The organism is Streptomyces piniterrae (genome assembly GCF_005048155.1).
GTDB classification, from domain to species: domain Bacteria; phylum Actinomycetota; class Actinomycetes; order Streptomycetales; family Streptomycetaceae; genus Streptomyces; species Streptomyces piniterrae.
The window spans coordinates 73,607-94,391 of the sequence record NZ_SUMB01000006.1; the positions used below are offsets into that span (position 1 = coordinate 73,607).

The 20,785-nt window shown below is 70.3% G+C and carries 18 protein-coding genes; 15 read left to right on the forward strand and 3 right to left on the reverse strand.

Features of this window, described 5'->3' with window-relative positions; translation table 11 throughout:
- Positions 1-16: 16 nt before the first annotated feature.
- From FCH28_RS18790 to FCH28_RS18800, 3 genes are all read left to right on the forward strand, one after another.
- Positions 17-661 (forward strand): hypothetical protein, encoded by a 645-nt coding sequence (locus FCH28_RS18790; RefSeq protein ID WP_136741233.1) that lies wholly within the window; start codon positions 17-19, stop codon positions 659-661.
- 467 nt (positions 662-1,128) lie between these two features.
- Positions 1,129-1,827, forward strand: coding sequence for a demethylmenaquinone methyltransferase (locus FCH28_RS18795; protein ID WP_136741234.1), 699 nt, complete (start codon positions 1,129-1,131; stop codon positions 1,825-1,827).
- A 268-nt stretch (positions 1,828-2,095) separates the two neighbouring features.
- Positions 2,096-4,498 carry a hypothetical protein gene (locus FCH28_RS18800; protein ID WP_136741235.1) on the forward strand — a complete coding sequence of 801 codons (2,403 nt, stop codon included), beginning with the start codon at positions 2,096-2,098 and terminating at the stop codon, positions 4,496-4,498.
- 136 nt (positions 4,499-4,634) lie between these two features.
- On the opposite strand, the gene FCH28_RS18805 is transcribed toward FCH28_RS18800, so the two are convergent.
- The gene (locus FCH28_RS18805; RefSeq protein ID WP_136741236.1) at positions 4,635-5,168 is read right to left on the reverse strand and encodes a GNAT family N-acetyltransferase; all 534 of its coding nucleotides are present in this window, start codon (positions 5,166-5,168) and stop codon (positions 4,635-4,637) included.
- A 125-nt stretch (positions 5,169-5,293) separates the two neighbouring features.
- On the opposite strand from FCH28_RS18805, the gene FCH28_RS18810 reads away from it, so the two are divergent.
- Positions 5,294-6,607, forward strand: coding sequence for a geranylgeranyl reductase family protein (locus tag FCH28_RS18810; RefSeq protein WP_136741237.1), 1,314 nt, complete (start codon positions 5,294-5,296; stop codon positions 6,605-6,607).
- Positions 6,608-6,728: 121 nt separating this feature from the next.
- Here the strand turns inward: FCH28_RS18810 and FCH28_RS18815 are convergent, their stop codons facing one another.
- Together FCH28_RS18815 and FCH28_RS18820 are read right to left on the reverse strand one after the other, a co-directional pair.
- On the reverse strand, positions 6,729-7,364 hold the full coding sequence (locus FCH28_RS18815; RefSeq protein ID WP_136741238.1) for a hypothetical protein: 636 nt from the start codon (positions 7,362-7,364) through the stop codon (positions 6,729-6,731).
- Between the two features lie 810 nt (positions 7,365-8,174).
- Positions 8,175-8,966 carry a C40 family peptidase gene (locus FCH28_RS18820; protein ID WP_136741239.1) on the reverse strand — a complete coding sequence of 264 codons (792 nt, stop codon included), beginning with the start codon at positions 8,964-8,966 and terminating at the stop codon, positions 8,175-8,177.
- Between the two features lie 875 nt (positions 8,967-9,841).
- Here FCH28_RS18820 and FCH28_RS18825 point away from each other — a divergent pair.
- The 11 genes from FCH28_RS18825 to nuoK are packed head-to-tail and all read left to right on the forward strand — an operon-like array spanning position 9,842 to position 20,778.
- Positions 9,842-10,201, forward strand: coding sequence for an NADH-quinone oxidoreductase subunit A (locus tag FCH28_RS18825; RefSeq protein ID WP_030262580.1), 360 nt, complete (start codon positions 9,842-9,844; stop codon positions 10,199-10,201).
- 9 nt (positions 10,202-10,210) lie between these two features.
- A complete protein-coding gene (locus FCH28_RS18830; RefSeq protein ID WP_136741240.1) occupies positions 10,211-10,783 on the forward strand; it encodes a NuoB/complex I 20 kDa subunit family protein in 573 nt (190 codons plus the stop codon).
- The gene (locus FCH28_RS18835) at positions 10,780-11,505 is read left to right on the forward strand and encodes an NADH-quinone oxidoreductase subunit C (RefSeq protein WP_136741241.1); all 726 of its coding nucleotides are present in this window, start codon (positions 10,780-10,782) and stop codon (positions 11,503-11,505) included. The genes FCH28_RS18830 and FCH28_RS18835 overlap by 4 nt, the downstream gene beginning before the upstream one ends.
- Positions 11,505-12,827 carry an NADH-quinone oxidoreductase subunit D gene (locus FCH28_RS18840; protein ID WP_136741242.1) on the forward strand — a complete coding sequence of 441 codons (1,323 nt, stop codon included), beginning with the start codon at positions 11,505-11,507 and terminating at the stop codon, positions 12,825-12,827. The genes FCH28_RS18835 and FCH28_RS18840 overlap by 1 nt, the downstream gene beginning before the upstream one ends.
- Positions 12,828-12,844: 17 nt before the next feature.
- A complete protein-coding gene (nuoE, locus tag FCH28_RS18845; RefSeq protein ID WP_187363880.1) occupies positions 12,845-13,696 on the forward strand; it encodes an NADH-quinone oxidoreductase subunit NuoE in 852 nt (283 codons plus the stop codon).
- Positions 13,696-15,078, forward strand: coding sequence for an NADH-quinone oxidoreductase subunit NuoF (gene nuoF / locus FCH28_RS18850; RefSeq protein ID WP_136741244.1), 1,383 nt, complete (start codon positions 13,696-13,698; stop codon positions 15,076-15,078). Before nuoE ends, nuoF begins: the two co-directional genes overlap by 1 nt.
- Positions 15,075-17,630 (forward strand): NADH-quinone oxidoreductase subunit G, encoded by a 2,556-nt coding sequence (locus tag FCH28_RS18855; protein ID WP_136741245.1) that lies wholly within the window; start codon positions 15,075-15,077, stop codon positions 17,628-17,630. The genes nuoF and FCH28_RS18855 overlap by 4 nt, the downstream gene beginning before the upstream one ends.
- Positions 17,627-19,024 (forward strand): NADH-quinone oxidoreductase subunit NuoH, encoded by a 1,398-nt coding sequence (nuoH, locus tag FCH28_RS18860; protein WP_136741246.1) that lies wholly within the window; start codon positions 17,627-17,629, stop codon positions 19,022-19,024. The genes FCH28_RS18855 and nuoH overlap by 4 nt, the downstream gene beginning before the upstream one ends.
- Complete coding sequence (gene nuoI, locus FCH28_RS18865) at positions 18,999-19,619, forward strand: NADH-quinone oxidoreductase subunit NuoI (protein WP_136741247.1); 621 nt, start codon at positions 18,999-19,001, stop codon at positions 19,617-19,619. The genes nuoH and nuoI overlap by 26 nt, the downstream gene beginning before the upstream one ends.
- Positions 19,616-20,482: an NADH-quinone oxidoreductase subunit J gene (locus tag FCH28_RS18870; RefSeq protein ID WP_136741248.1), complete on the forward strand. Its 867-nt coding sequence runs from the start codon at positions 19,616-19,618 to the stop codon at positions 20,480-20,482. The genes nuoI and FCH28_RS18870 overlap by 4 nt, the downstream gene beginning before the upstream one ends.
- Positions 20,479-20,778: an NADH-quinone oxidoreductase subunit NuoK gene (gene nuoK / locus FCH28_RS18875; RefSeq protein WP_136741249.1), complete on the forward strand. Its 300-nt coding sequence runs from the start codon at positions 20,479-20,481 to the stop codon at positions 20,776-20,778. The genes FCH28_RS18870 and nuoK overlap by 4 nt, the downstream gene beginning before the upstream one ends.
- Positions 20,779-20,785: the final 7 nt, after the last annotated feature.

Sequence of the window (20,785 nt, forward strand, 5' to 3'; positions counted from 1 at the left end):
GGGTGGCTGAGCGGTCGTGCTGACGATCCACGCGGCCGACGCGGTGCTGGCGACGAGCCCACGGTGCGATGCGGTGGCCGTCGACGGCGGTCTGATCGTGGGCGTCGGGATGCTGGACCGGATGACGGCCGAGTGGCCGCTGGCCCGGGTCCGGCGCTGGCCCGGTCTGATGACGCCCGGCCTGGTGAACCACCAGGCGGCGGCCCTGCTCGAAGCGGCCTACCACCCTGATCCGCGGGAGGCCGACGAGCTGGGCACCGAACCGATCACCGGCGATGCTCTGGCGGCGCTCGCCATGGACGACGCGCGCTGGGGCGCGAGCGCGCGGCGCGGTCTGCAACGGATGCTGCAGCACGGCACGACGGCGGTGGCCGGGCCGTTTCACCGGCCGACGGTCCGGACGGCCGTGGCGCGCTCCGGTCTGCGGGTTCGCGAGCCACGGCAGGGACGGGAGGTCGAGGCCGCGCTCGCGCTCGATGTATTCGCCGCACTGCCACTGAGCGCGGTCCTGGGCGGCGACCTGGCCGCAGGGCGGCCGGCCGATCTCGCGGTCTTCGATGTGCCGGTCGACGAGCTTCCGGCGCGCGCCCTGCGCCTCCATGGCGCCGGGACGTGTGTGGCCACCGTCCTCGGCGGCCGCCTCCTCCACCGCCGTCGCTGACCGCCGAGTCGATGGCCGGTCCGAGCCCCGTCAAGGTCCCGTCAAGGCCCTCCCGATGCACGTCAGGGCGGTGTCAACGGAAACGGAACGGGAGATTCGGACCGGCAGGATCATGGATGCGGGGACGGCCGGCGCCCGGCCGCTCACGTTGCGCTACGCACGCTGGACCGCCCGGAATGTTCTGAGGGGGGCATTCCGGCCGTCCCCGACCAACGTCATTCCTGGCGGGGATGCCGTCCCGGGAACACCGTCCCGGGAACACCTTTCCGGGGAATACCCGCCCCGCCCGCCCGCGTTGTGGACCCGCAGGGGGGCCTGCCATCCCCTAGGGGATCTGTTCGACCACACGTCAGGGATATCTCCGGGCCACACCAGGGATCTCCCCCATACCCGCCAGGGGTGTGCGCGGTGCAGGCTAGAGGTGTGCCCGGTGCGGGCCCGGCTCTCGCACGGTGGACAATGGGCGGGTGACCCGAGCATCCCTGGACAAGCAGCCGCACGAAGTCGCCGCGATGTTCGACGACGTGGCGGCGCGCTACGACCTCACCAACGACGTGCTCTCCCTGGGGCAGGCCCGGCTGTGGCGCAAGGAGGTGGACCGGGCGGTGGCCGCCCAGCCCGCCGAGCGGGTGCTCGACCTCGCCGCCGGCACCGGCACCTCCTCGCTCCCGTTCGCCAGGACCGGGGCGTATGTCGTGCCGTGCGACTTCTCCGTCGGCATGCTGGCGGAAGGCAAGAAGCGCCACCCGTGGCTGCCGTTCACCGCGGGCGACGGGACCCGGCTGCCGTTCGCGGACGATGTCTTCGACGCCGTCACCATCTCCTTCGGGCTGCGCAACATCCAGGACACGGACGCCGCGCTGGCCGAGCTCCACCGCGTCACCAAGCCCGGCGGCCGGGTCGTGATCTGCGAGTTCAGCGAGCCGACCTGGGCGCCGTTCCGGACCGTCTACACCGAGTACCTGATGCGCGCGCTGCCGCCGGTCGCCCGCGCGGTCAGCAGCAACCCGGACGCCTACGTCTACCTCGCCGAGTCCATCCGCACCTGGCCCAACCAGCCCGAACTCGCCGCCCGGATGCAGGGCGCCGGCTGGACCAAGGTCGCCTGGCGCAATCTGACGGGCGGCGTCGTGGCGCTGCACCGGGGGACCAAGCCGGCCGGCTGACCGGACGGCAGCACCTCCCCGGCGCCTCCGCAGCGGCCCCCCGACGCCTCCACAGCGACCCCGTCCGGGCGCTGGACTCGCTTGGGTAACGCCGTCCCCAACCTCCCCTCACCCGGGGTGCATTGCCGGGAACCATGCGTACGACAGCCGTGTCTGTACGTTCGCCAGCGGCAGCTGTCCGTGCTGCCCTTTGATCTTCCCGGAGCCCGTCGTGTCGTCGTTCTGCCCGGACTGTGGTTCTGCTTCGCCGCCCGAGGCGCGCTTCTGCATGGGATGTGGCCGGGACCGGCAGGCCGCCGCCGTGCCGCCCGCACCGGACGGGCCGCCGCCACCCGCCGGGCCGCCGCCGGCAGCCGCCCCCGCGGCGCCGCCCGGCTACGCCCCGTCCGCCACCCCCGCCCACCCCTCGCCCCTGGGCGCCTTCCTCGCCCGTACGGCGAAGGGCGACTGGCCGGCCGCCCTGAAGATCGCCGTCTGGCCGACGCTGCTGCTGCTCGTCCTCGCCTGCCTGCTGGGGATCTTCTCCTCCGACGACATGGACAAGGCCGGTATCGGCTGGGGCGTACGGATGCGGATCGCGCTCGCGCTGCTGCTCCAGGGTGTGGGCGGCGGTGTCACGCTCGCCGGGAATGTCACGGGTGGCCTGGGGGAGTGGGGCACCGGGCTCGCGGGCGAGGCGTCGCTGTCCATGGTGCCGCTGGTGGTCACCGTGCTGTGGGTGGCGGCGCTGATGGTCGCCGCCCGCCGGGTCACAGGGGCGCGACCGGCGACCGGCGTGCCCGGTACGGACGTCGCGGGTACGCACGTGCCGGGTAGCGACGTACCGGAGACGGTGCTGCGGGTCGCGCTGCTGTGCGGCGCCGGCACCCTCGCCCTGGGTCTGCTGGCCCAACCCTCCTACGCCGGCGTCGAGTTGTCGTCCTCGCCGTGGCTCGCGCTGCTGTGGTCGTTCCTGCTCGCGGCCGTGGCGGCCGGCACGGTGCTCGCCGGTACCCGGGCGCAGGCGTGGCTCGCCGCGCGGCCCGCAGTGCGTAGCGCCGTCGGAGCGCTGCGCACCGCGCTGCTCGCGCTGGTGATCGTCGTCCTGGTGGCCGGAGTGGTCACCTTTGTGACCCTGCTCGCCGAGATGGACGACATCGAGGGCGGCGATGTGGTCGCCCTGCTGGTGCTGCTGCCCAACCTCGGCGCGATGGCGCTCGCGATGGCCTGGGGCGCGCCGGTGAACGCCGAGTGGAACCTCCCGGACATACCGTTCCTGGAGTCGGGACGGCAGTCCGTCGGCTATTCCGAACTGGCCGATCTCGGCGGCAGCTGGGCGCTGTTCGGCGTCATCGTGGCCGGACTGGCCGGTGCCCTGCTGGTGGGCCTGCTGGCCGTACGACGCAGCGCCGACCGGCGCGAACAGCTGCTGGCCGCGGGCTTCTTCGTCGTCCTGCTGGTGCTGCTGGTACTGGCCGCGGGCGCCAGTGTGTCCGCGGTGTTCCACGAGGGCGGCGGTTACGGGAGCGGTGACGGCTACGACGGCGGTTACGGCTACGGCGGTTACGGGAGCCGTGGCGGTTACGGCGGCGAGAGCTATGGCGCGCATGCCGAACTGACGGCGGGCGGCGGCGAAACGCTGCTGTTCGCCCTGCTGTGGACCTTCGGCGCCGTACTGCTCGCGCCGTATCTGCTGATGATCGTGGGGCGTGGCGGCCCGTCCGCACTCGCGGCGCCGGCGGCTCCGTACGGCGCTCCCGCAGCGGCCACCGGCGGCTACGGATACCCGTCGGCGCACGCACACCCCGCGCCTCCGGAAGCCACCCCGCTCACCCCGCCCGCCACGCCTGCAACTCCCGCCCCCGCTGCCACTCCGACTCCGACTCCCACCGCGCCCGATCTGCCTCCCGTGCAGCTCGGCCACCCGGCCCCGCTTCCGGGCGCGACACCGCCGCCCGCCGCTCCGGAGGAGCCGCGGAAGGGCCGTGGAGTGGTGAAGTGGGTGTCCCTGGCCCTCGCCGCGTTCCTGATCGGGGGCGGTGCGACGGCGGGTGCGCTGTACTTCAAGAACCGCCAGGCCACCGACGACGACAAGGCCGACAAGCCCGCCGTGGCCAGGAGCCGGCAGCCGTCCGGCGGCAACGGCCCGTCCCCGGCCCCGTCGCCGACCGGCACACCCTCCCCCACGCCCACCGCCGACCCGACAGCCGGCCCCACCGACGGGTCCTCACCCGGCGCGGACCTCCCCGAGGGATTCGTCCGGAAAGACGACTCCATGGGGTTCTCGGTCGGCGTGAGGGACGGCTGGCAGCGTGTGCAGAAGGGCACCCAGACCGACTACAAGGCGCCGACCGGCGTCGAGTATCTGCGGATCGGCGTGATCGCCGACGCCCCGCAGTCCTCGTACGACAACTTCCTCACGCTGGAGAAGGGCGCCAAGAAGCGGACCAACTACCAGCGGAGCGAACTGACCAGGAACACCTTCCAGAACAGTGCGGGCGCCCGCTGGGAGTTCACCTACGTCAACGACAGCGGCAACACCATTCACGCCGTCGACCAGGCGTATGTCGCCGCGGACGGCACCGAGTACAGCATCTACCACGAGTGCCTGGAGAAGGACTGGGACGCGGCGACCGACCAGGTCTTCAGCACGGCGCTGAAGACCTGGTCGGTCAGCACCGACGTGGACTAGGGCCGGTCCGACGGGCCATGGCCGGGCCGCGCCGCGACCCGGCCCGGGGCTCCGCGTACGCACGCGGAGCCCCAAATGCCGGCGGATTCCAGATATGCGGGCGGATTCCACATATACCGGCGGATTCCAGGCTCCCTCACACATCAAGCCGATGGCAGTAGGCCGTCCGCTTGCCCACCGGCGTGATCACCGTCTCCGCCTGCCGCATCCCCAGCCGCCGGGTCACCGCTATGGACCGCTCGTTGCGCGCGTCCACCATCGCCACCACATGCCGGACGCCGGCCGCCCGTACCGAGTCCAGCGCGGCCTGCGCCGCCACCGTGGCATACCCCTTGCCCCAGTACGCGCGGCCCAGCCGCCAGCCGATCTCCACCTCGCCGGCCGGACCCCAGTCCCAGGGCCACGGCTGCGCTCCGGTGAAACCGATGACCGCGCCGTCCGCCGGGTCCAGCAGGGTGTAGAGGCAGAAGCCCAGCTGTGCATGGTGTTTGCGCTGGCGCGCGGTGAGTTCCTCGTACACGGACAGCTCGGCCGAGGCACCGCCGTGGAATTCCATGACCTCCGGGTCGTCGAAGACGCGGTGCCAGTGCCAGGCGTCCTCCTCTGTGGGCACGCGCAACTCCACAGCGGGCGGCGCGGTGTTCACCGGCGTCGCGGCGTTCACGGGCATCACTGGCTTCACGGGCTTCATGGCCAACCCTTCAGGTTTTGATCACCAAGGCCCCCATAGACTGCACATGCCCAGTGCCGGTCGGCACCCAGATATCCAGATATCGACTTCCGGGAGACCCCGCCGTGACCGAGTCCGCGTCCGTGACCGAGTCCGTGACCACACCCCGCTCAGAGCGCAGCGCGGATGTGATCGTCGTCGGTGCCGGACCGGCCGGCTCGACGACCGCCTACCACCTCGCCAAGTCCGGACTCGACGTCCTCCTCCTGGAGAAGACCGCGTTCCCCCGCGAGAAGGTCTGCGGCGACGGCCTCACCCCGCGCGCGACCAAGCAGCTTGTCGCGATGGGCATCGACATCTCGGAGGAAGCGGGCTGGCTGCGGAACAAGGGCCTGCGCATCATCGGCGGCGGCTCCCGCCTCCAGCTCGACTGGCCGGAACTCGCCTCCTTCCCCGACTACGGACTCGTCCGCAAGCGCGATGACTTCGACGAGCAGCTGGCCCGGCAGGCGCAGAAGGCCGGTGCCCGGCTCTACGAGCGCTGCAACGTCGGTGCGCCGATCATCAACGAGCTCACCGGCCACATCGAGGGCGTCAACGCCAAGCTCGGCGACGAGAAGACCCCGGTCACCTTCCACGCCCCGCTCGTCGTCGCCGCCGACGGCAACTCCACCCGGCTCTCGCTGGCCATGGGCCTGCACCGGCGCGAGGACCGCCCCATGGGCGTAGCCGTACGCACCTACTTCACCTCCCCGCGCCACGACGACGACTACCTGGAGTCCTGGCTGGAGCTGTGGGACCGCCGCGGCGCCCAGGACCGCCTCCTGCCCGGCTACGGCTGGATCTTCGGCATGGGCGACGGCACCTCCAACGTCGGCCTCGGCGTCCTGAACACCTCCGCCGCCTTCAAGGAGCTGGACTGGCGGGAGATCCTCAAGGCGTGGTGCGCCTCCATGCCCGCCGACTGGGGCTACACCCCGGAGAACATGACCGGCCCGATCCGCGGCGCCGCCCTCCCCATGGCCTTCAACCGCCAGCCCCACTACACCAAGGGCCTGCTGCTGGTCGGCGACGCGGGCGGCCTGGTCAACCCGTTCAACGGCGAGGGCATCGCGTACGCCATGGAGTCCGGCAGCATCGCCGCCGAGGTCATCGTCCAGGCACACGCGCGCGCGACGTACGCCCAGCGGGAGCTGGCCCTGCAGCGCTACCCGAAGATCCTCAAGGACACCTACGGCGGCTACTACTCCCTCGGCCGCGCCTTCGTGAAGCTCATCGGCAACCCCAAGGTCATGAAGATCGCCACCCAGCGCGGGCTGACGCACCCGGTGCTGATGAAGTTCACCCTCAAGATGCTCGCCAACCTCACCGACCCGACGGGCGGCGACGCGATGGACCGCATCATCAACGGGCTGAGCAAGGTCGCGCCCAAGGCGTGATCCCCGGGGGGCCTGGTCCCCGGGGGCCTGCTCCCGGGGGCACCCTGCGGTCCGCCGGCCCTGGTCGGTGCCCCTTGCCCTGGTTAGTGCCCCTTGCCCTGGCCGGTGCCCCTCGCGCCGGTCAGTCCTCCTCGCGGGAGCGGCGGCGCATCAGGAGGTAGCCGCCGCAGGCCGCGACCGCGAGCGCGGCGCCGCCCGCGGCGATCATCGCGGTGTTGCTCCGCTCGCTGGAGCCGCCGTAGCCGGTACGCATCTTGCCGTGCGGTGCCTTGCTCGGCTGCCCCATGTCGCCCTGCTGCCCGGCGCCGCTCTCCTTCCCCGTGCCGCTCTCCTGCCCTGCGCCGCTCAGCTGCTCCTTGCTCCGCTGCTCCTTGTCCTGGGTCCGTACGGTGGCGCTCCAGTGCTTGCCGCCCGGGCACTGGCCGTCGATCGCCCACCCGGCCTTTTTGCCGGCCTTGTCCGGGCCGCCGGAGAGCTTGCCGGCGACCCGGCCCGAGCCGCGGTAGGTGCTGGTCTGGCCCTGGCGCTTGAGCGGGATGCTGCCCTGGGCGAGGACCTGGCCGTTGGCGGTGATGCCGGCGGGCAGCTTTCCGGCCTGCTGGCTCTCGCACATCACGGTCACGGTGACGGTCCCGCCGGGACTGATGGCACTGGGGCTGACCGACGCGGACGGGTCGGCGGAGGCGGAGGGGGTGGCGACGCCGAAGGCCATGGCCGTGAGGGCTGCTCCGGCCAGGGTACGGCTGACTAGACGCATGCGGGTTCCTCCATGAATGCGGCTGCGGAGTGGTGGTCCGCGAGCGGTACGGCGGTTCGTTTCCTGATGCCATGTCAAAGCAGCACTCGGTGAGCCGCATGTTGAGCCGTGCGCCGGGTTGGTCCGAAAGGGCCGGCGAAGGGCCGCGAGGAGGGACGTTCACGCACGTCGGAGGGCGTGTCGCGGGTGAGGCGGGGGGTGCGGGGGTCCGCCCGTTCGGCGCATCCCGTTCGCGCCTGCGCTGCGCTTGGCTTGGGCCGGCTTGGTTGCTGCCGTTGTCGGCGGGGACGCTGCGCTTGGGCTGGGGCCGGCTTGGTTGCTCGCCGTTGTCGGCTGTCGCGGCGTGGGGGTTTGTCGCCGTTGCGCCTGCGGCGGGCCGGTCCGCTGCGCTTTGCCTGGGCCGCGTTTTTGACCGTCCCGCCGTTGCGCCTGCGGCGGGCGGGGTCGCTGCGCGGGGTTGTCGGGTGCGGTGACGGGCCGCACGACTCCGTCCCGCGGCCCGCCCCCTCCCGTTGTGGGGGGAGGGAGGCGGGTGGGGGCGTGCCGTCGTCGCCCCTGCGGCTTGGGGGCCCGGCGGCCTCGCCCCCCGACTTCGGAAACCTGTCGGGACGGCGTGCACCCCCACCGTCTTCTCACCCCCCCCCACAAACGGGAGGGGCCGGATCTCCGGACGAAGTCCTGAGATCCGGCCCCGTGGCCGAAAAGCACCGCGCAGCGGCGACAGCTACGTCAGCCACCACGGCGGGAGAGCCGAAATCGGCCCAGGCCAAGCGCAGCGAACACGCAGCGAACACGCAGCGAAGGCGCGTATTACAGAACGCGCACCGCGCCCGTCGGCTGGTCGTAGCTGAGCGGGCGCTCGACGATGCCGGTGCTGGAGTTCTGCGCGCCGATGAAGTTGCCGTCGCCGACGTAGACGCCGACGTGGTAGGCGCTGCCCGCGCTGCCCCAGTAGAGGATGTCGCCGACCTGGAGGTTGTCCAGGCCGACCTGGGTGCCGGTGGTCGACTGGTCCTGCGAGACGCGGGGCAGGTCGATGCCGATCTGGCTGAACGCGGCCTGGGTCAGGCCGGAGCAGTCGTACGCGGAGGGGCCGGTGGAGCCCATGACGTAGGCCTTGCCGAGCTGCGCCTTCAGGAACGAGACCAGGGTCGCGACGCTGCCGGAGGCGGTGGAGTGGGACGGCGCGGAGAGCGTCGTGCGCTCGGTGGAGCGCGAGGCGCGGGCCTCGGCGGCCTCCTCGGCCTTGCGTGCCTCTTCCGCCCTCTTCTTGGCCTCGGCCTTCTTCTCGGCGGCGGCCTGCTTCTTCTCCGCGACCTTGGCGGCCCTGGCGAGCGCGCTGTCCTGGAGCCCCTGCCGCTCGTAGCTGACCGCTACCAGCTGGGTGGTGTCGGCGCTCTTGGCGGCGGTGGTGGCGAGCGCCTCCGTGATGGTCGGCAGCTCCTGGGTCTCGGAGACCGGCTTTGCGGTGGCGTTGGCCGGCACCGTGGCGCCGGTTACCGCGAGCGTGAGGAAGCCACCGGTCACGCCCGCACGCAGTGCCCGCGAGGACGCGGAACGGCGGGGCTTCCGGTGGCTGGGTATGAGTGCGTTCGGGGACATGACACCACGGCTATCAGGAGCCGGAGGTTGCTGCCAACAAAGGTGCAGTGCGCCACACTTGACGCGTACGCGCTGAACAAATCGGGCATTTGACTACGCGTCGACTCCGCGGACGTGATGTCCGGATTCCGTGATCATGTTCCTACGCATGGCATTTGCTGCCCAACGCGGGCCCTGAGGGCGCTTACCACTCTTCATGCGCCACGCCAAGGCTTCCCGGCCGTCAAGGACTTATCGCCTGAAGTCGCGTGGGATAGGTCACTCATGAGTGTCCGTTATGTTCCCGTTATGCGCCCGGGGTTCGCGGCAGCCGACCGCTCGCGAAGAAGGTGTGAACGACTCGCGGACGGGAGGTGCGCGCCGCCCGCGAAAAACGGAGGCGCGGATCGCTCGGGGTCCGGAGATGTGGATCATCCGTGAGCCGAGCCGCGCGCCTCTTGCGGGTGACAGTACGCGCCGCTCGTGAAAGAAGGCACGTACCGGCGATCACGGTCCGGTCACGAGTGGCACGGCTGCACCCGTGCTGCCTATAGCAGTTGGGCTGGTCCAGCACCAATTTGCCTGAGGCGGCGACCGCTTGATATTGGCCAAGCCGCTCTGACCAGCGGTAACCCCGGCGAATGTCACCTCTCGTGATCACTCGCGCGCTTCGCGTATGAAGATCACCGCTCATCCGACTTCATGATCCTTCGCCGGGTGGTGGAGATCACAAAGGCGTTGGCCGACCCCGTGTCGCAGATCACAGACCAGCGGGCATAAGATGCAGGCGGTTCGGGCTTGTGAACTGCCTCACATATGCACGATCTCTAGGGGGGCAGTCACTGGGCCCGAGCGGACCGCCATCCAGTCATCGTCGACTGAAGGGAGCGAGGACGGTGAACGCTTACGCGCCCATCCTCGTACTGGGAGCCCTCGGGGCAGGCTTTGCGATCTTCTCTGTCGTCATGGCCACGCTCGTCGGACCCAGGCGCTACAACCGGGCCAAGCTCGAGGCGTACGAGTGCGGAATCGAGCCGACCCCGCAGCCGTCCGGCGGCGGTCGTTTCCCGATCAAGTACTACCTGACGGCGATGCTCTTCATCGTCTTCGACATCGAGATCGTCTTCCTCTATCCCTGGGCCGTCACCTTCGACGCCCTGGGGTTGTTCGGGCTCGTCGAGATGCTCCTCTTCGCGCTCACCGTCTTCGTCGCCTACGCCTATGTCTGGCGTCGTGGCGGCCTGGAATGGGACTAGGGGCCACCAATGGGACTTGAAGAGAAGCTGCCCAGCGGCTTTTTGCTGACCACTGTCGAGCAGGCCGCGGGCTGGGTGCGCAAATCATCGGTCTTCCCCGCGACCTTCGGGCTGGCCTGCTGCGCCATCGAGATGATGACGACCGGCGCCGGGCGCTACGACCTGGCCCGCTTCGGCATGGAAGTCTTCCGCGGCTCGCCCCGGCAGGCGGATCTGATGATCGTGGCCGGCCGGGTGAGCCAGAAGATGGCGCCCGTTCTGCGGCAGGTCTACGACCAGATGCCGAACCCGAAGTGGGTGATCTCCATGGGGGTTTGTGCTTCTTCAGGCGGAATGTTCAACAACTACGCCATCGTGCAGGGCGTCGACCACATCGTCCCCGTCGATATCTATCTGCCGGGCTGCCCGCCGCGTCCCGAAATGCTCATGGACGCCATCCTCAAGCTCCACCAGAAGATCCAGAGCACCAAGCTCGGGGTCAATCAGCAGCAGGCGGCCCATGAGGCGGAGGAAGCGGCGCTCAAGGCGCTCCCGTTGATCGACATGCCCCGCTCGTCCGAAAAGAAAGGGCTGCTGCGGTGAGCGAGCAGGACGACCCCAACGCACCGGGCCAGAACGTCCCGGCGCAGCAGCGCGACCACGCCGACGAGCTGATCGCGACCCGCCGCGGCATGTTCGGCGCCGACAACGGCGGTGACACCACCGGCTACGGCGGCCTCGTCCGGTCCGTCCGGCTGCCCGGCGCGACCCCGCGGCCGTACGGAGAATGGTTCGACGAGGTCGCCGACGAGCTGGAGGGCGCCCTCGACGAGCAGGGCCTGGTCCCCGAGAACGTCATCGAGAAGACCGTCGTCGACCGCGCCGAGCTGACCTTCCACATCGCGCGCGAATATCTGCCGACCGTCGCCCGCACCCTGCGCGACGACCCCGCACTGCGCTTCGAGCTCTGTACGGGCGTGAGCGGCGTGCACTTCCCCGGGGACAAGGGCCGCGAGCTGCACGCCGTCTACCACCTGCGCTCGATCACCCATAACCGGCTCATCCGGCTGGAGGTCTCCGCCCCCGACGCCGACCCGCATGTGCCCTCGCTGGTGAGCGTCTATCCGACCAACGACTGGCACGAGCGCGAGGCCTACGACTTCTTCGGCCTGATCTTCGACGGCCACCCCGCGCTCACCCGGATCATGATGCCCGACGACTGGCAGGGCTTCCCGCAGCGCAAGGACTACCCGCTCGGCGGCATTCCCGTCGAGTACAAGGGCGCCCAGATCCCGGCTCCCGACCAGCGGAGGTCGTACAGCTGATGACTGCATCGCATCCCACCCCCCGCGAGACCACCGAGGGCGCGGTCTACACCGTCACCGGCGGCGACTGGGACGAGGTCGCGGCCGCGGCACGCAAGTCCGACGACGAGCGGATCATCGTCAACATGGGGCCGCAACACCCCTCCACGCACGGCGTGCTCCGGCTCATCCTGGAGATCGACGGCGAGACCGTCACCGAGGCCCGCTGCGGTATCGGCTATCTGCACACCGGCATCGAGAAGAACCTCGAATACCGGACCTGGACGCAGGGCACCACCTTCGTGACGCGGATGGACTACCTGACGCCGTTCTTCAACGAGACGGCGTACTGCCTGGCCGTGGAGAAGCTGCTCGGTATCACCGACGACGTGCCCGACCGGGCCACCGTCATCCGCGTGATGCTGATGGAGCTCAACCGGCTCTCCTCCCACCTGGTGGCCATCGCCACCGGCGGTATGGAGCTGGGCGCCACCACGATCATGATCTACGGCTTCCGCGACCGTGAACTCATCCTCGACATCTACGAGTTGATCACCGGCCTGCGGATGAACCACGCCTACATCAGGCCCGGCGGCCTCGCCCAGGACCTGCCCCCGGGCGCCGTCGACCAGGTACGCGGCTTCGTCAAGAAGATGCGCAAGAACATGGCCGAGTACGACAAGCTCGCCACCGGCAACCCGGTCTTCAAGGCCCGCATGGAGGACATCGGCTATCTCGACCTGGCCGGCTGCATGGCCACCGGCGCCACCGGGCCCATCCTGCGCTCCGCCGGACTGCCCCATGACCTGCGCAAAACGCAGCCGTACTGTGGATACGAGAACTACGAATTCGAGGTGCCGACCGCCGACACCTGCGACGCCTACGGCCGGTTCCTGATCCGGCTGGAGGAGATGCGCCAGTCGCTGCGGATCGTCGAACAGTGCCTGGACCGGCTGGCGCCCGGCCCCGTGATGGTCGCGGACAAGAAGATCGCCTGGCCCGCCCAGCTGGCCCTCGGCCCGGACGGTCTCGGCAACTCCCTCGACCACATCAAGAAGATCATGGGCACCTCGATGGAGGCCCTGATCCACCACTTCAAGCTGGTGACGGAGGGCTTCCGGGTCCCGCCGGGACAGGCCTATGCCGCCGTGGAGTCGCCCAAGGGCGAGCTGGGCGTGCATGCGGTCAGCGACGGCGGCACCCGCCCCTACCGGGTGCACTTCCGCGATCCGTCCTTCACCAATCTGCAGGCCATGGCGGCGATGTGCGAAGGCGGCCAGGTCGCCGACGTCATCGTCGCCGTCGCATCCATCGACCCCGTGATGGGAGGCGTCGACCGGTGACAGACGTCAGTTTGGGGATGCCGCAGCTCCCCGCCCCCGACTACCCGGCCGACGTACGCGCCCGGCTCGAAGCCGACGCCAAGGAGGTCATCGCCCGCTACCCCGACTCCCGCTCGGCGCTGCTGCCGCTGCTGCATCTCGTGCAGTCCGAAGAGGGCCATGTCACCCGTACCGGTGTCCGCTTCTGCGCCGAGCGGCTCGGTCTGACCACCGCCGAGGTCACCGCCGTCTCGACCTTCTACACCATGTACCGCCGCAAGCCGAGCGGCGACTACCAGGTCGGGGTCTGCACCAACACGCTCTGCGCGGTGATGGGCGGCGACGCCATCTTCGAGGAGCTCAAGGAACACCTCGGCGTCGGCAACGGCGAGACCACCGAGGACGGCGCAGTCACCCTCGAACACATCGAGTGCAACGCGGCCTGCGACTTCGCGCCCGTGGTGATGGTCAACTGGGAGTTCTTCGACAACCAGACACCGGACTCCGCCAAGCGGCTGGTCGACGACCTGCGGGCGGGCCGGACCGTCGAGCCCACCCGGGGCGCCCCGCTGTGCACCTACAAGGAGACGGCCCGGATGCTGGCCGGCTTCCCCGACGAGCGTCCCGGCGCGGTCGAGGCGACGGGAGGCGCGGGGCCCGCCTCCCTCGTCGGACTCCGGCTCGCCAAGGGCGAGGCCGCCCCGGGCCACGGCGCCGACCACGTCATCGCGCCGCGCGCCACGGCCGACCGGCCGAGCGACGAGCCCCCGAGCGGGAGCCCGACGGAGCAGGCGCCGTCCGGGCACCCCAGCTCCCATGACGCGCCGCAAGAAACCTCGGCCTCCGACAGTCACCACCCGGCCGGGCACGCAGACGAGGAGGGGGAGTGATGACGGTGGCACCCGAGTTCGGGGGCACCTCCCGGCCCGAGGCCGGGGGAGGGGCGAGTCCTGAGAAGATCCTCATGCCCGTCCTGTCGGCCTTCTGGGACCAGCCCGAATCCTGGACCCTGGAGACGTACCTCAGGCACGAGGGCTACGCGGGCATGCGCAAGGCCCTCGCGATGGCGCCGGACGACGTCATCGCCTACGTCAAGGACGCCGGGCTGCGCGGCCGCGGCGGCGCCGGCTTCCCCACCGGCATGAAGTGGCAGTTCATCCCGCAGGGCGACGGCAAACCGCACTATCTGGTGGTCAACGCCGACGAATCGGAGCCCGGGACCTGCAAGGACATCCCCCTTCTCTTCGCGAACCCGCATTCCCTCATCGAGGGGATCGTGATCGCCTGTCATGCGATCCGGTCGAATCTCGCCTTCATCTATCTGCGCGGCGAGGTCGTGCCCGTGCTGCGGCGGCTGCACGAGGCGGTACGCGAGGCGTACGCGGCGGGATACCTCGGCAAGGACATTCTCGGCTCGGGGCTCGACCTGGATGTCGTCGTGCACGCGGGCGCGGGCGCGTACATCTGTGGTGAGGAGACCGCACTCCTGGACTCCCTGGAGGGCCGTCGCGGACAGCCCCGGCTTCGTCCTCCCTTCCCGGCGGTGGCCGGCCTCTACGCCTGCCCCACTGTCGTGAACAACGTCGAGTCCATCGCGTCTGTTCCCGCCATCATGAACAAGGGCAAGGACTGGTTCAGGTCGATGGGCAGCGAGAAGTCCCCGGGCTTCACGCTCTACTCGCTCAGCGGCCATGTCGCCAACCCAGGCCAGTACGAAGCCCCGTTGGGCGTCACCCTGCGCCAGCTGCTCGACATGAGCGGCGGCATGCGGCCAGGACACCGGCTCAAGTTCTGGACGCCCGGCGGCTCCTCGACGCCGATGTTCACCGACGAACACCTCGACGTCCCCCTCGACTACGAGGGCGTCGGCGCGGCCGGCTCGATGCTCGGCACCAAGGCGCTGCAGTGCTTCGACGAGACCACCTGTGTCGTGCGGGCCGTCACCCGCTGGACCGAGTTCTACGCGCACGAGTCCTGCGGCAAGTGCACGCCCTGCCGCGAAGGCACCTACTGGCTGGTGCAGTTGCTCCGCGACATCGAGGCCGGCAAGGGCCGGATGGACGACCTCGACAAGCTCAACGACATCGCCGACAACATCAACGGCAAGTCCTTCTGCGCCCTCGGCGACGGCGCCGCCTCGCCGATCTTCTCCTCGCTCAAGTACTTCCGCGAGGAGTACGAGCGGCACATCACCGGCAAGGGCTGCCCCTTCGACCCCGCCAAGTCGACCGTCTGGGCCGACAACGACGCTCACCTGGGGGTGAATGCATGACCGTGCTGCACTCAAAGAGCGGCTCCGCCGCGGGCAAGTCCCCCTCCGGGGGCGGCGAGGCGGCCGTCCCGCCCGAGGACCTCGTCTCCCTGACGATCGACGGCATCGAGATCTCCGTCCCCAAGGGGACGCTGGTCATCCGCGCCGCCGAACTCCTCGGCATCGAGATCCCGCGCTTCTGCGACCACCCGCTGCTGGACCCGGCCGGCGCCTGCCGGCAGTGCATCGTCGAGGTCGAGGGCCAGCGCAAACCCATGGCCTCCTGCACCATCACCTGCACCGACGGGATGGTCGTCAAATCACAGCTCACCTCCCCGGTGGCCGAGAAGGCCCAGCGCGGGGTGATGGAACTGCTGCTGATCAACCACCCGCTGGACTGCCCGGTCTGCGACAAGGGCGGCGAGTGCCCGCTGCAGAACCAGGCGATGCAGGTCGGCGACCCGGACACCCGCTTCGAGGGCAGGAAGCGGACCTACGAGAAGCCGGTGCCGATCTCCACGCAGGTGCTGCTGGACCGCGAGCGCTGTGTGCTGTGCGCGCGCTGCACCCGGTTCAGCAACCAGATCGCGGGCGACCCGATGATCGAGCTGCTGGAGCGCGGCGCCCTGGAGCAGGTCGGTACCGGCGAGGGCGACCCGTTCACGTCGTACTTCTCCGGGAACACCATCCAGATCTGCCCGGTCGGCGCCCTCACCTCCGCCGCGTACCGCTTCCGCTCCCGCCCCTTCGACCTGGTCTCGTCGCCGTCGGTGTGCGAACACTGCGCGGGCGGCTGCGCGACCCGTACGGACCACCGGCGCGGCAAGGTCCTGCGGCGGCTGGCGGCGGACGACCCCGAGGTCAACGAGGAGTGGATCTGCGACAAGGGGCGGTTCGGCTTCCGCTACGCGCAGCAGCGCGACCGGCTGGAGAGCCCCCTCGTGCGCAACGCCGAGTCCGGTGAGCTGGAGCCGGCGAGCTGGCCCGAGGCGCTGGCGGCCGCGGCCCGGGGCCTGGCCGCCGCCAAGGGGCGCACCGGCGTGCTGACCGGCGGCCGGCTGACCGTCGAAGACGCCTACGCCTACGCCAAGTTCGCCCGGATCGCGCTGCACACCAACGACATCGACTTCCGGGCCCGGGTGCACAGCGCCGAGGAGGCCGACTTCCTGGCGGCCAGGGTCGCCGGCCGCGGCCGTGACCTGGACGGCGGGGGTGTCACGTACACCGCGCTGGAGAAGGCGCCGGCCGTGCTGCTGGCCGGTATCGAGGCGGAGGAGGAAGCGCCCGGCGTCTTCCTGCGGCTCCGCAAGGCGCACCGCAGGAGCGGCCAGCGCACCTACGGGCTGGCGGCCTACGCCTCGCGCGGGCTGATCAAGGCCGGCGGCACGCTGCTGCCCGCCGCCCCCGGCACCGAGACCGAATGGCTGACCGCGCTCGCGGACGGCACCGGCCTGGAAGCCGAGGGAGCCGCCGCGGCCGAGGCGCTGCGGGCCGACGGTGCGGTGATCATCGTCGGCGAGCGGCTGGCCGCGGTGCCCGGCGCGCTGACCGCGGCGGTCCGCGCCGCGTCCGCGACCGGCGCCCACCTGGTGTGGATCCCGCGGCGGGCGGGCGAACGCGGCGCCCTGGAGGCGGGCGCGCTGCCGGGGCTGCTGCCCGGTGGCCGGCCCGCCACCGACCCCCGGGCCCGCGACGAGGTCGCCGCGGCCTGGGGCGTCGCCGAACTCCCGCACCGGCACGGCCGGGACACCGGCCAGATCATCGAGGCCGCGGCGACCGGCGAACTCAGCGCGCTCCTGGTGGCCGGCGTCGAGGTCGCGGACCTGCCGGACCCGGCCCGCGCGGTGACGGCCCTGGACGAGGTCGGCTTCCTGGTCAGCCTGGAACTGCGGCCCTCGGAAGTCACCGAACGGGCGGATGTGGTCCTCCCGGTGGCGGCCGTCGTCGAGAAGCCCGGCACCTTCCTCAACTGGGAGGGCCGGGCCCGGCTGTTCGAGGCCACGCTCAAACCGGACCAGCTGACCCGCCGGCATCTGCTACCGGACTCCCGGGTGCTGCACATGCTCGCCGATGCTCTCGCCCGCGCCGAAGGCGCTCAGAGCCAGAGTCACCTCGCGCTGCCGGACGTCCGCGCGGTGCGCCGGGAGCTGGACCGGCTCGGCGGCTGGAGCGGCCGCTACGCCGGGGACCCGCTGGAGATCGGCCGCCCGCTGCCCCGCCCCGGCACCGGCGAGGCCGTACTGGCAGGGCACCGCCTCCTCTTGGACCAGGGGCGGCTGCAGGAGGGCGACGACGCGCTGGCCGGCACCCGGCACGCCGCGGTCGCCCGGCTGTCGCCGGCCACCGCCCAGGAGACCGGCGTCAAGGACGGCGACCTCCTGGCGGTCAGCGGACCGGCCGGCTCGGTCCGGCTGCCGCTCCAGGTCACGCCGATGCCCGACCGGGTGGTGTGGCTGCCGCTGAATTCCACCGGCGGTGGCGTCGCCGCCGACACCGGGGCGCGCCCCGGTGACCTGGTGAAGGTCTCCGCCGCGCCCGGTACCCCGGAGCCGGCCAAGGAGGTGGACGCATGATCCGGCAGCTCGATCCCCTCGCCACCGTGGGCACCACGCTGGCCCAGGAAGACCTGTCGATGTTCGGCCGCGACCCGTGGTGGCTGGTCGTCGTCAAGGCGGTCTTCTGCTTCGCGTTCCTGATGCTGACCGTGCTGTTCTCGATCGTCTGGGAGCGCAAGGTCGTCGCCTGGATGCAGCTGCGGATCGGCCCCAACCGGCACGGCCCCTGGGGCATGCTCCAGTCCCTCGCCGACGGCATCAAGCTGATGCTCAAGGAGGACCTGGTCGTCAGGCGGGCCGACAAGGCCGTCTACGTCCTCGCCCCGATCGTCGCGGCCATCCCGGCCTTCATGGCGATCGCGGTGATCCCCTTCGGCCCGGCGGACAACGAGGTCTCGATCTTCGGTGTCCGTACCCCGATGCAGCTGACGGACCTGCCGATCGGCATCCTCTACATCCTGGCCACGGCCTCCGTCGGCATCTACGGCATCGTGCTGGCGGGCTGGTCCTCCGGCTCGACGTACCCGCTGCTCGGCGGGCTCCGCTCCTGCGCCCAGATGATCTCCTACGAGATCGCGATGGGCGCCGCGTTCGCGTCGGTGTTCCTCTATTCCGGATCGATGTCGACCTCGACGATCGTCGAGTCGCAGCAGGACAAGTGGTACATCCTGCTGCTGCCGGTGTCCTTCCTGATCTACATCGCGACGATGGTGGGCGAGACCAACCGGGCGCCGTTCGACATGCCGGAGTCCGAGGGCGACCTCGTCGGCGGCTTCAACACCGAGTACTCGTCCATCAAGTTCGCGATGTTCATGCTCGCCGAGTACGTCAACATGGTGACGGTGTCGGCGGTCGCGACCACCCTCTTCCTGGGCGGCTGGCGGGCCCCGTACCCCATCTCCACCTTCTGGGAAGGCGCGAACCACGGCTGGTGGCCGATGCTCTGGTTCACCATCAAGGTGCAGCTGCTGCTGTTCTTCTTCATCTGGCTGCGCGGCACGCTCCCCCGGGTGCGCTACGACCAGCTGATGAAGCTGGGCTGGAAGGTCCTCATCCCGGTCTCCCTGGTCTGGCTGATGCTGGTCGCCACGGTCCGCGCGCTCAAGAACGAGGGCTACGCCTTCCAGCAGATCGTGCTGTACGTCGCCGGGGCCGCCATCGCCCTGCTGCTGATCTCCCTCGTCGCGGACTTCTTCCGGCGAGGTGAGGAGGAAGCCGAGGAGGGAGCGGACGGCGAGGGGGCCTTCGACCCGATGGCCGGCGGATTCCCGGTACCGCCGCTGCCGGGGCAGAGCCTGCCACCGGTGCCACGTCGACGCCCGCGCCGTGACGGCGAGTTGATTGTCAGTGGTCGGGTGGACACTGTCAGTGACGGAAATGGAAACGATGGAAAGGGGGGCGACGGTGCCTGAGTTCCAGAACCCCGTGGCCGGCTTCGGCGTGACCTTCCGGGCCATGTTCAAGAAGCGGCTGACCGAGCAGTACCCGGAGGAGAAGAAGCCGACGGCGCCGCGCTTCCACGGCCGGCACCAGCTCAACCGCCATCCGGACGGCCTGGAGAAGTGCATCGGCTGCGAGTTGTGCGCCTGGGCCTGCCCGGCGGACGCGATCTATGTCGAGGGCGCCGACAACACCGAGGAGGAGCGTTACTCCCCGGGCGAGCGCTACGGCCGCGTCTACCAGATCAACTACCTCCGCTGCATTCTGTGCGGTCTATGTGTGGAGGCGTGCCCGACCCGAGCCCTGACCATGACCAACGAGTACGAACTCGCCGACAAGTCCCGCGAGTCGCTCATCTACACCAAGGAGGAGCTGCTCGTCGGCCTGGAGGACACCATGGTCGACTCGCCGCATGCGATCTACCCCGGCATGACGGAGCGGGACTACTACAAAGGCCTGGTGACGGAGGCCGCGCCCGGCACCGTCCGCCAGGTCGCCGTCTCCAAGGGCGAAGAGCCTCCGGCGGAGACCTCGGCCGCGGCTTCCGACGAGGGGGTGCAGGCATGACCGGCCTCGCCGCCTCCGCGACCTCCTCGGGGGAGGCCGTGCAGTTCTGGATCCTGGGCGTCGTCGCCGTCTGCGGCGCGCTGGGCACGATCATGATGAAGAGGGCGGTGCACAGCGCCCTTTCGCTCGCCGGGACCATGATCGTCCTGGCGGTCTTCTATCTCGCCAACGGTGCGTACTTCCTCGGTGTCGTCCAGATCGTCGTCTACACCGGCGCGATCATGATGCTGTTCCTGTTCGTCGTCATGCTGGTGGGTGTCACCGCGGCCGACTCCCTCAAGGAGACGCTCAAAGGCCAGCGTTGGCTCGCCGCGGGCCTGGGCATCGGCTTCGGCATCCTGCTCATCGCCGGCATCGGCAACGCCGCGCTCAAGGAGTTCAACGGCCTGGGCGAGGCCAACGCCGGCGGCAATGTGCAGAATCTGGCCGCGCTCATCTTCACCAAGTACGTCTTCGCCTTCGAAATCACCGGCGCCCTGCTGATCACGGCGGTCGTCGGCGCGATGGTGCTCACCCACCGGGAGCGCACGGAGCGCGCCAGGACCCAGCGGGAGCGGTCCGAGGCGCGGATCCGCGAGGGCAAGCACGTACCGCCGCTGCCCGCCCCGGGTGTCTACGCCCGGCACAACGCCGTGGACATCCCCGGACTGCTGCCCGACGGCACGCCGTCCGAGCTGACCGTCAACCCGACGCTGCGTCAGCGCGGCCAGATCCGCGATGTCTCCGGTGAGTCGCTCGCCGAGCTGAAGGCGCTGGAGCAGCGCTCCGAGGACTGGCTGGGGCGGGGCTCCGAGGACGAGTCCAAGCCCTCGTCGTCCGGTGGCCAGGCGCCGAAGGAGCACAAGGAGGGGGCCAAGAAATGAACCCGGTCTACTACCTCTATCTCGCCGCCCTGTTGTTCACCATCGGCGCGGCCGGGGTGCTGATCAGGCGGAACGCCATCGTGGTGTTCATGTGCATCGAGCTGATGCTCAACGCCTGCAATCTCGCCTTCGTGGTCTTCTCGCGGATGCACGGGAATCTGGACGGCCAGATCATCGCGTTCTTCACGATGGTCGTCGCCGCGGCCGAGGTCGTGGTCGGTCTGGCGATCATCGTGTCGATCTTCCGCACCCGTCATACGGCCTCGGTCGACGACGCCAGCCTGATGAAGCTGTAAGGGGTCG

Excerpts from the sequence above, each read along its gene's own strand:
- FCH28_RS18870 (WP_136741248.1), top strand. The coding sequence starts at position 19,616 with ATGACCGGCCTCGCCGCCTCCGCGACCTCCTCGGGGGAGGCCGTGCAG.
- FCH28_RS18840 (WP_136741242.1), top strand. The coding sequence starts at position 11,505 with ATGACTGCATCGCATCCCACCCCCCGCGAGACCACCGAGGGCGCGGTC.
- FCH28_RS18815 (WP_136741238.1), bottom strand. The coding sequence starts at position 7,364 with ATGCGTCTAGTCAGCCGTACCCTGGCCGGAGCAGCCCTCACGGCCATG.
- FCH28_RS18805 (WP_136741236.1), bottom strand. The coding sequence starts at position 5,168 with ATGCCCGTGAACGCCGCGACGCCGGTGAACACCGCGCCGCCCGCTGTG.
- FCH28_RS18820 (WP_136741239.1), bottom strand. The coding sequence starts at position 8,966 with ATGTCCCCGAACGCACTCATACCCAGCCACCGGAAGCCCCGCCGTTCC.
- FCH28_RS18800 (WP_136741235.1), top strand. The coding sequence starts at position 2,096 with ATGGGATGTGGCCGGGACCGGCAGGCCGCCGCCGTGCCGCCCGCACCG.
- nuoF (WP_136741244.1), top strand. The coding sequence starts at position 13,696 with ATGACGGTGGCACCCGAGTTCGGGGGCACCTCCCGGCCCGAGGCCGGG.
- FCH28_RS18855 (WP_136741245.1), top strand. The coding sequence starts at position 15,075 with ATGACCGTGCTGCACTCAAAGAGCGGCTCCGCCGCGGGCAAGTCCCCC.
- nuoK (WP_136741249.1), top strand. The coding sequence starts at position 20,479 with ATGAACCCGGTCTACTACCTCTATCTCGCCGCCCTGTTGTTCACCATC.
- FCH28_RS18830 (WP_136741240.1), top strand. The coding sequence starts at position 10,211 with ATGGGACTTGAAGAGAAGCTGCCCAGCGGCTTTTTGCTGACCACTGTC.
- nuoE (WP_187363880.1), top strand. The coding sequence starts at position 12,845 with ATGCCGCAGCTCCCCGCCCCCGACTACCCGGCCGACGTACGCGCCCGG.
- nuoI (WP_136741247.1), top strand. The coding sequence starts at position 18,999 with ATGGAAAGGGGGGCGACGGTGCCTGAGTTCCAGAACCCCGTGGCCGGC.
- nuoH (WP_136741246.1), top strand. The coding sequence starts at position 17,627 with ATGATCCGGCAGCTCGATCCCCTCGCCACCGTGGGCACCACGCTGGCC.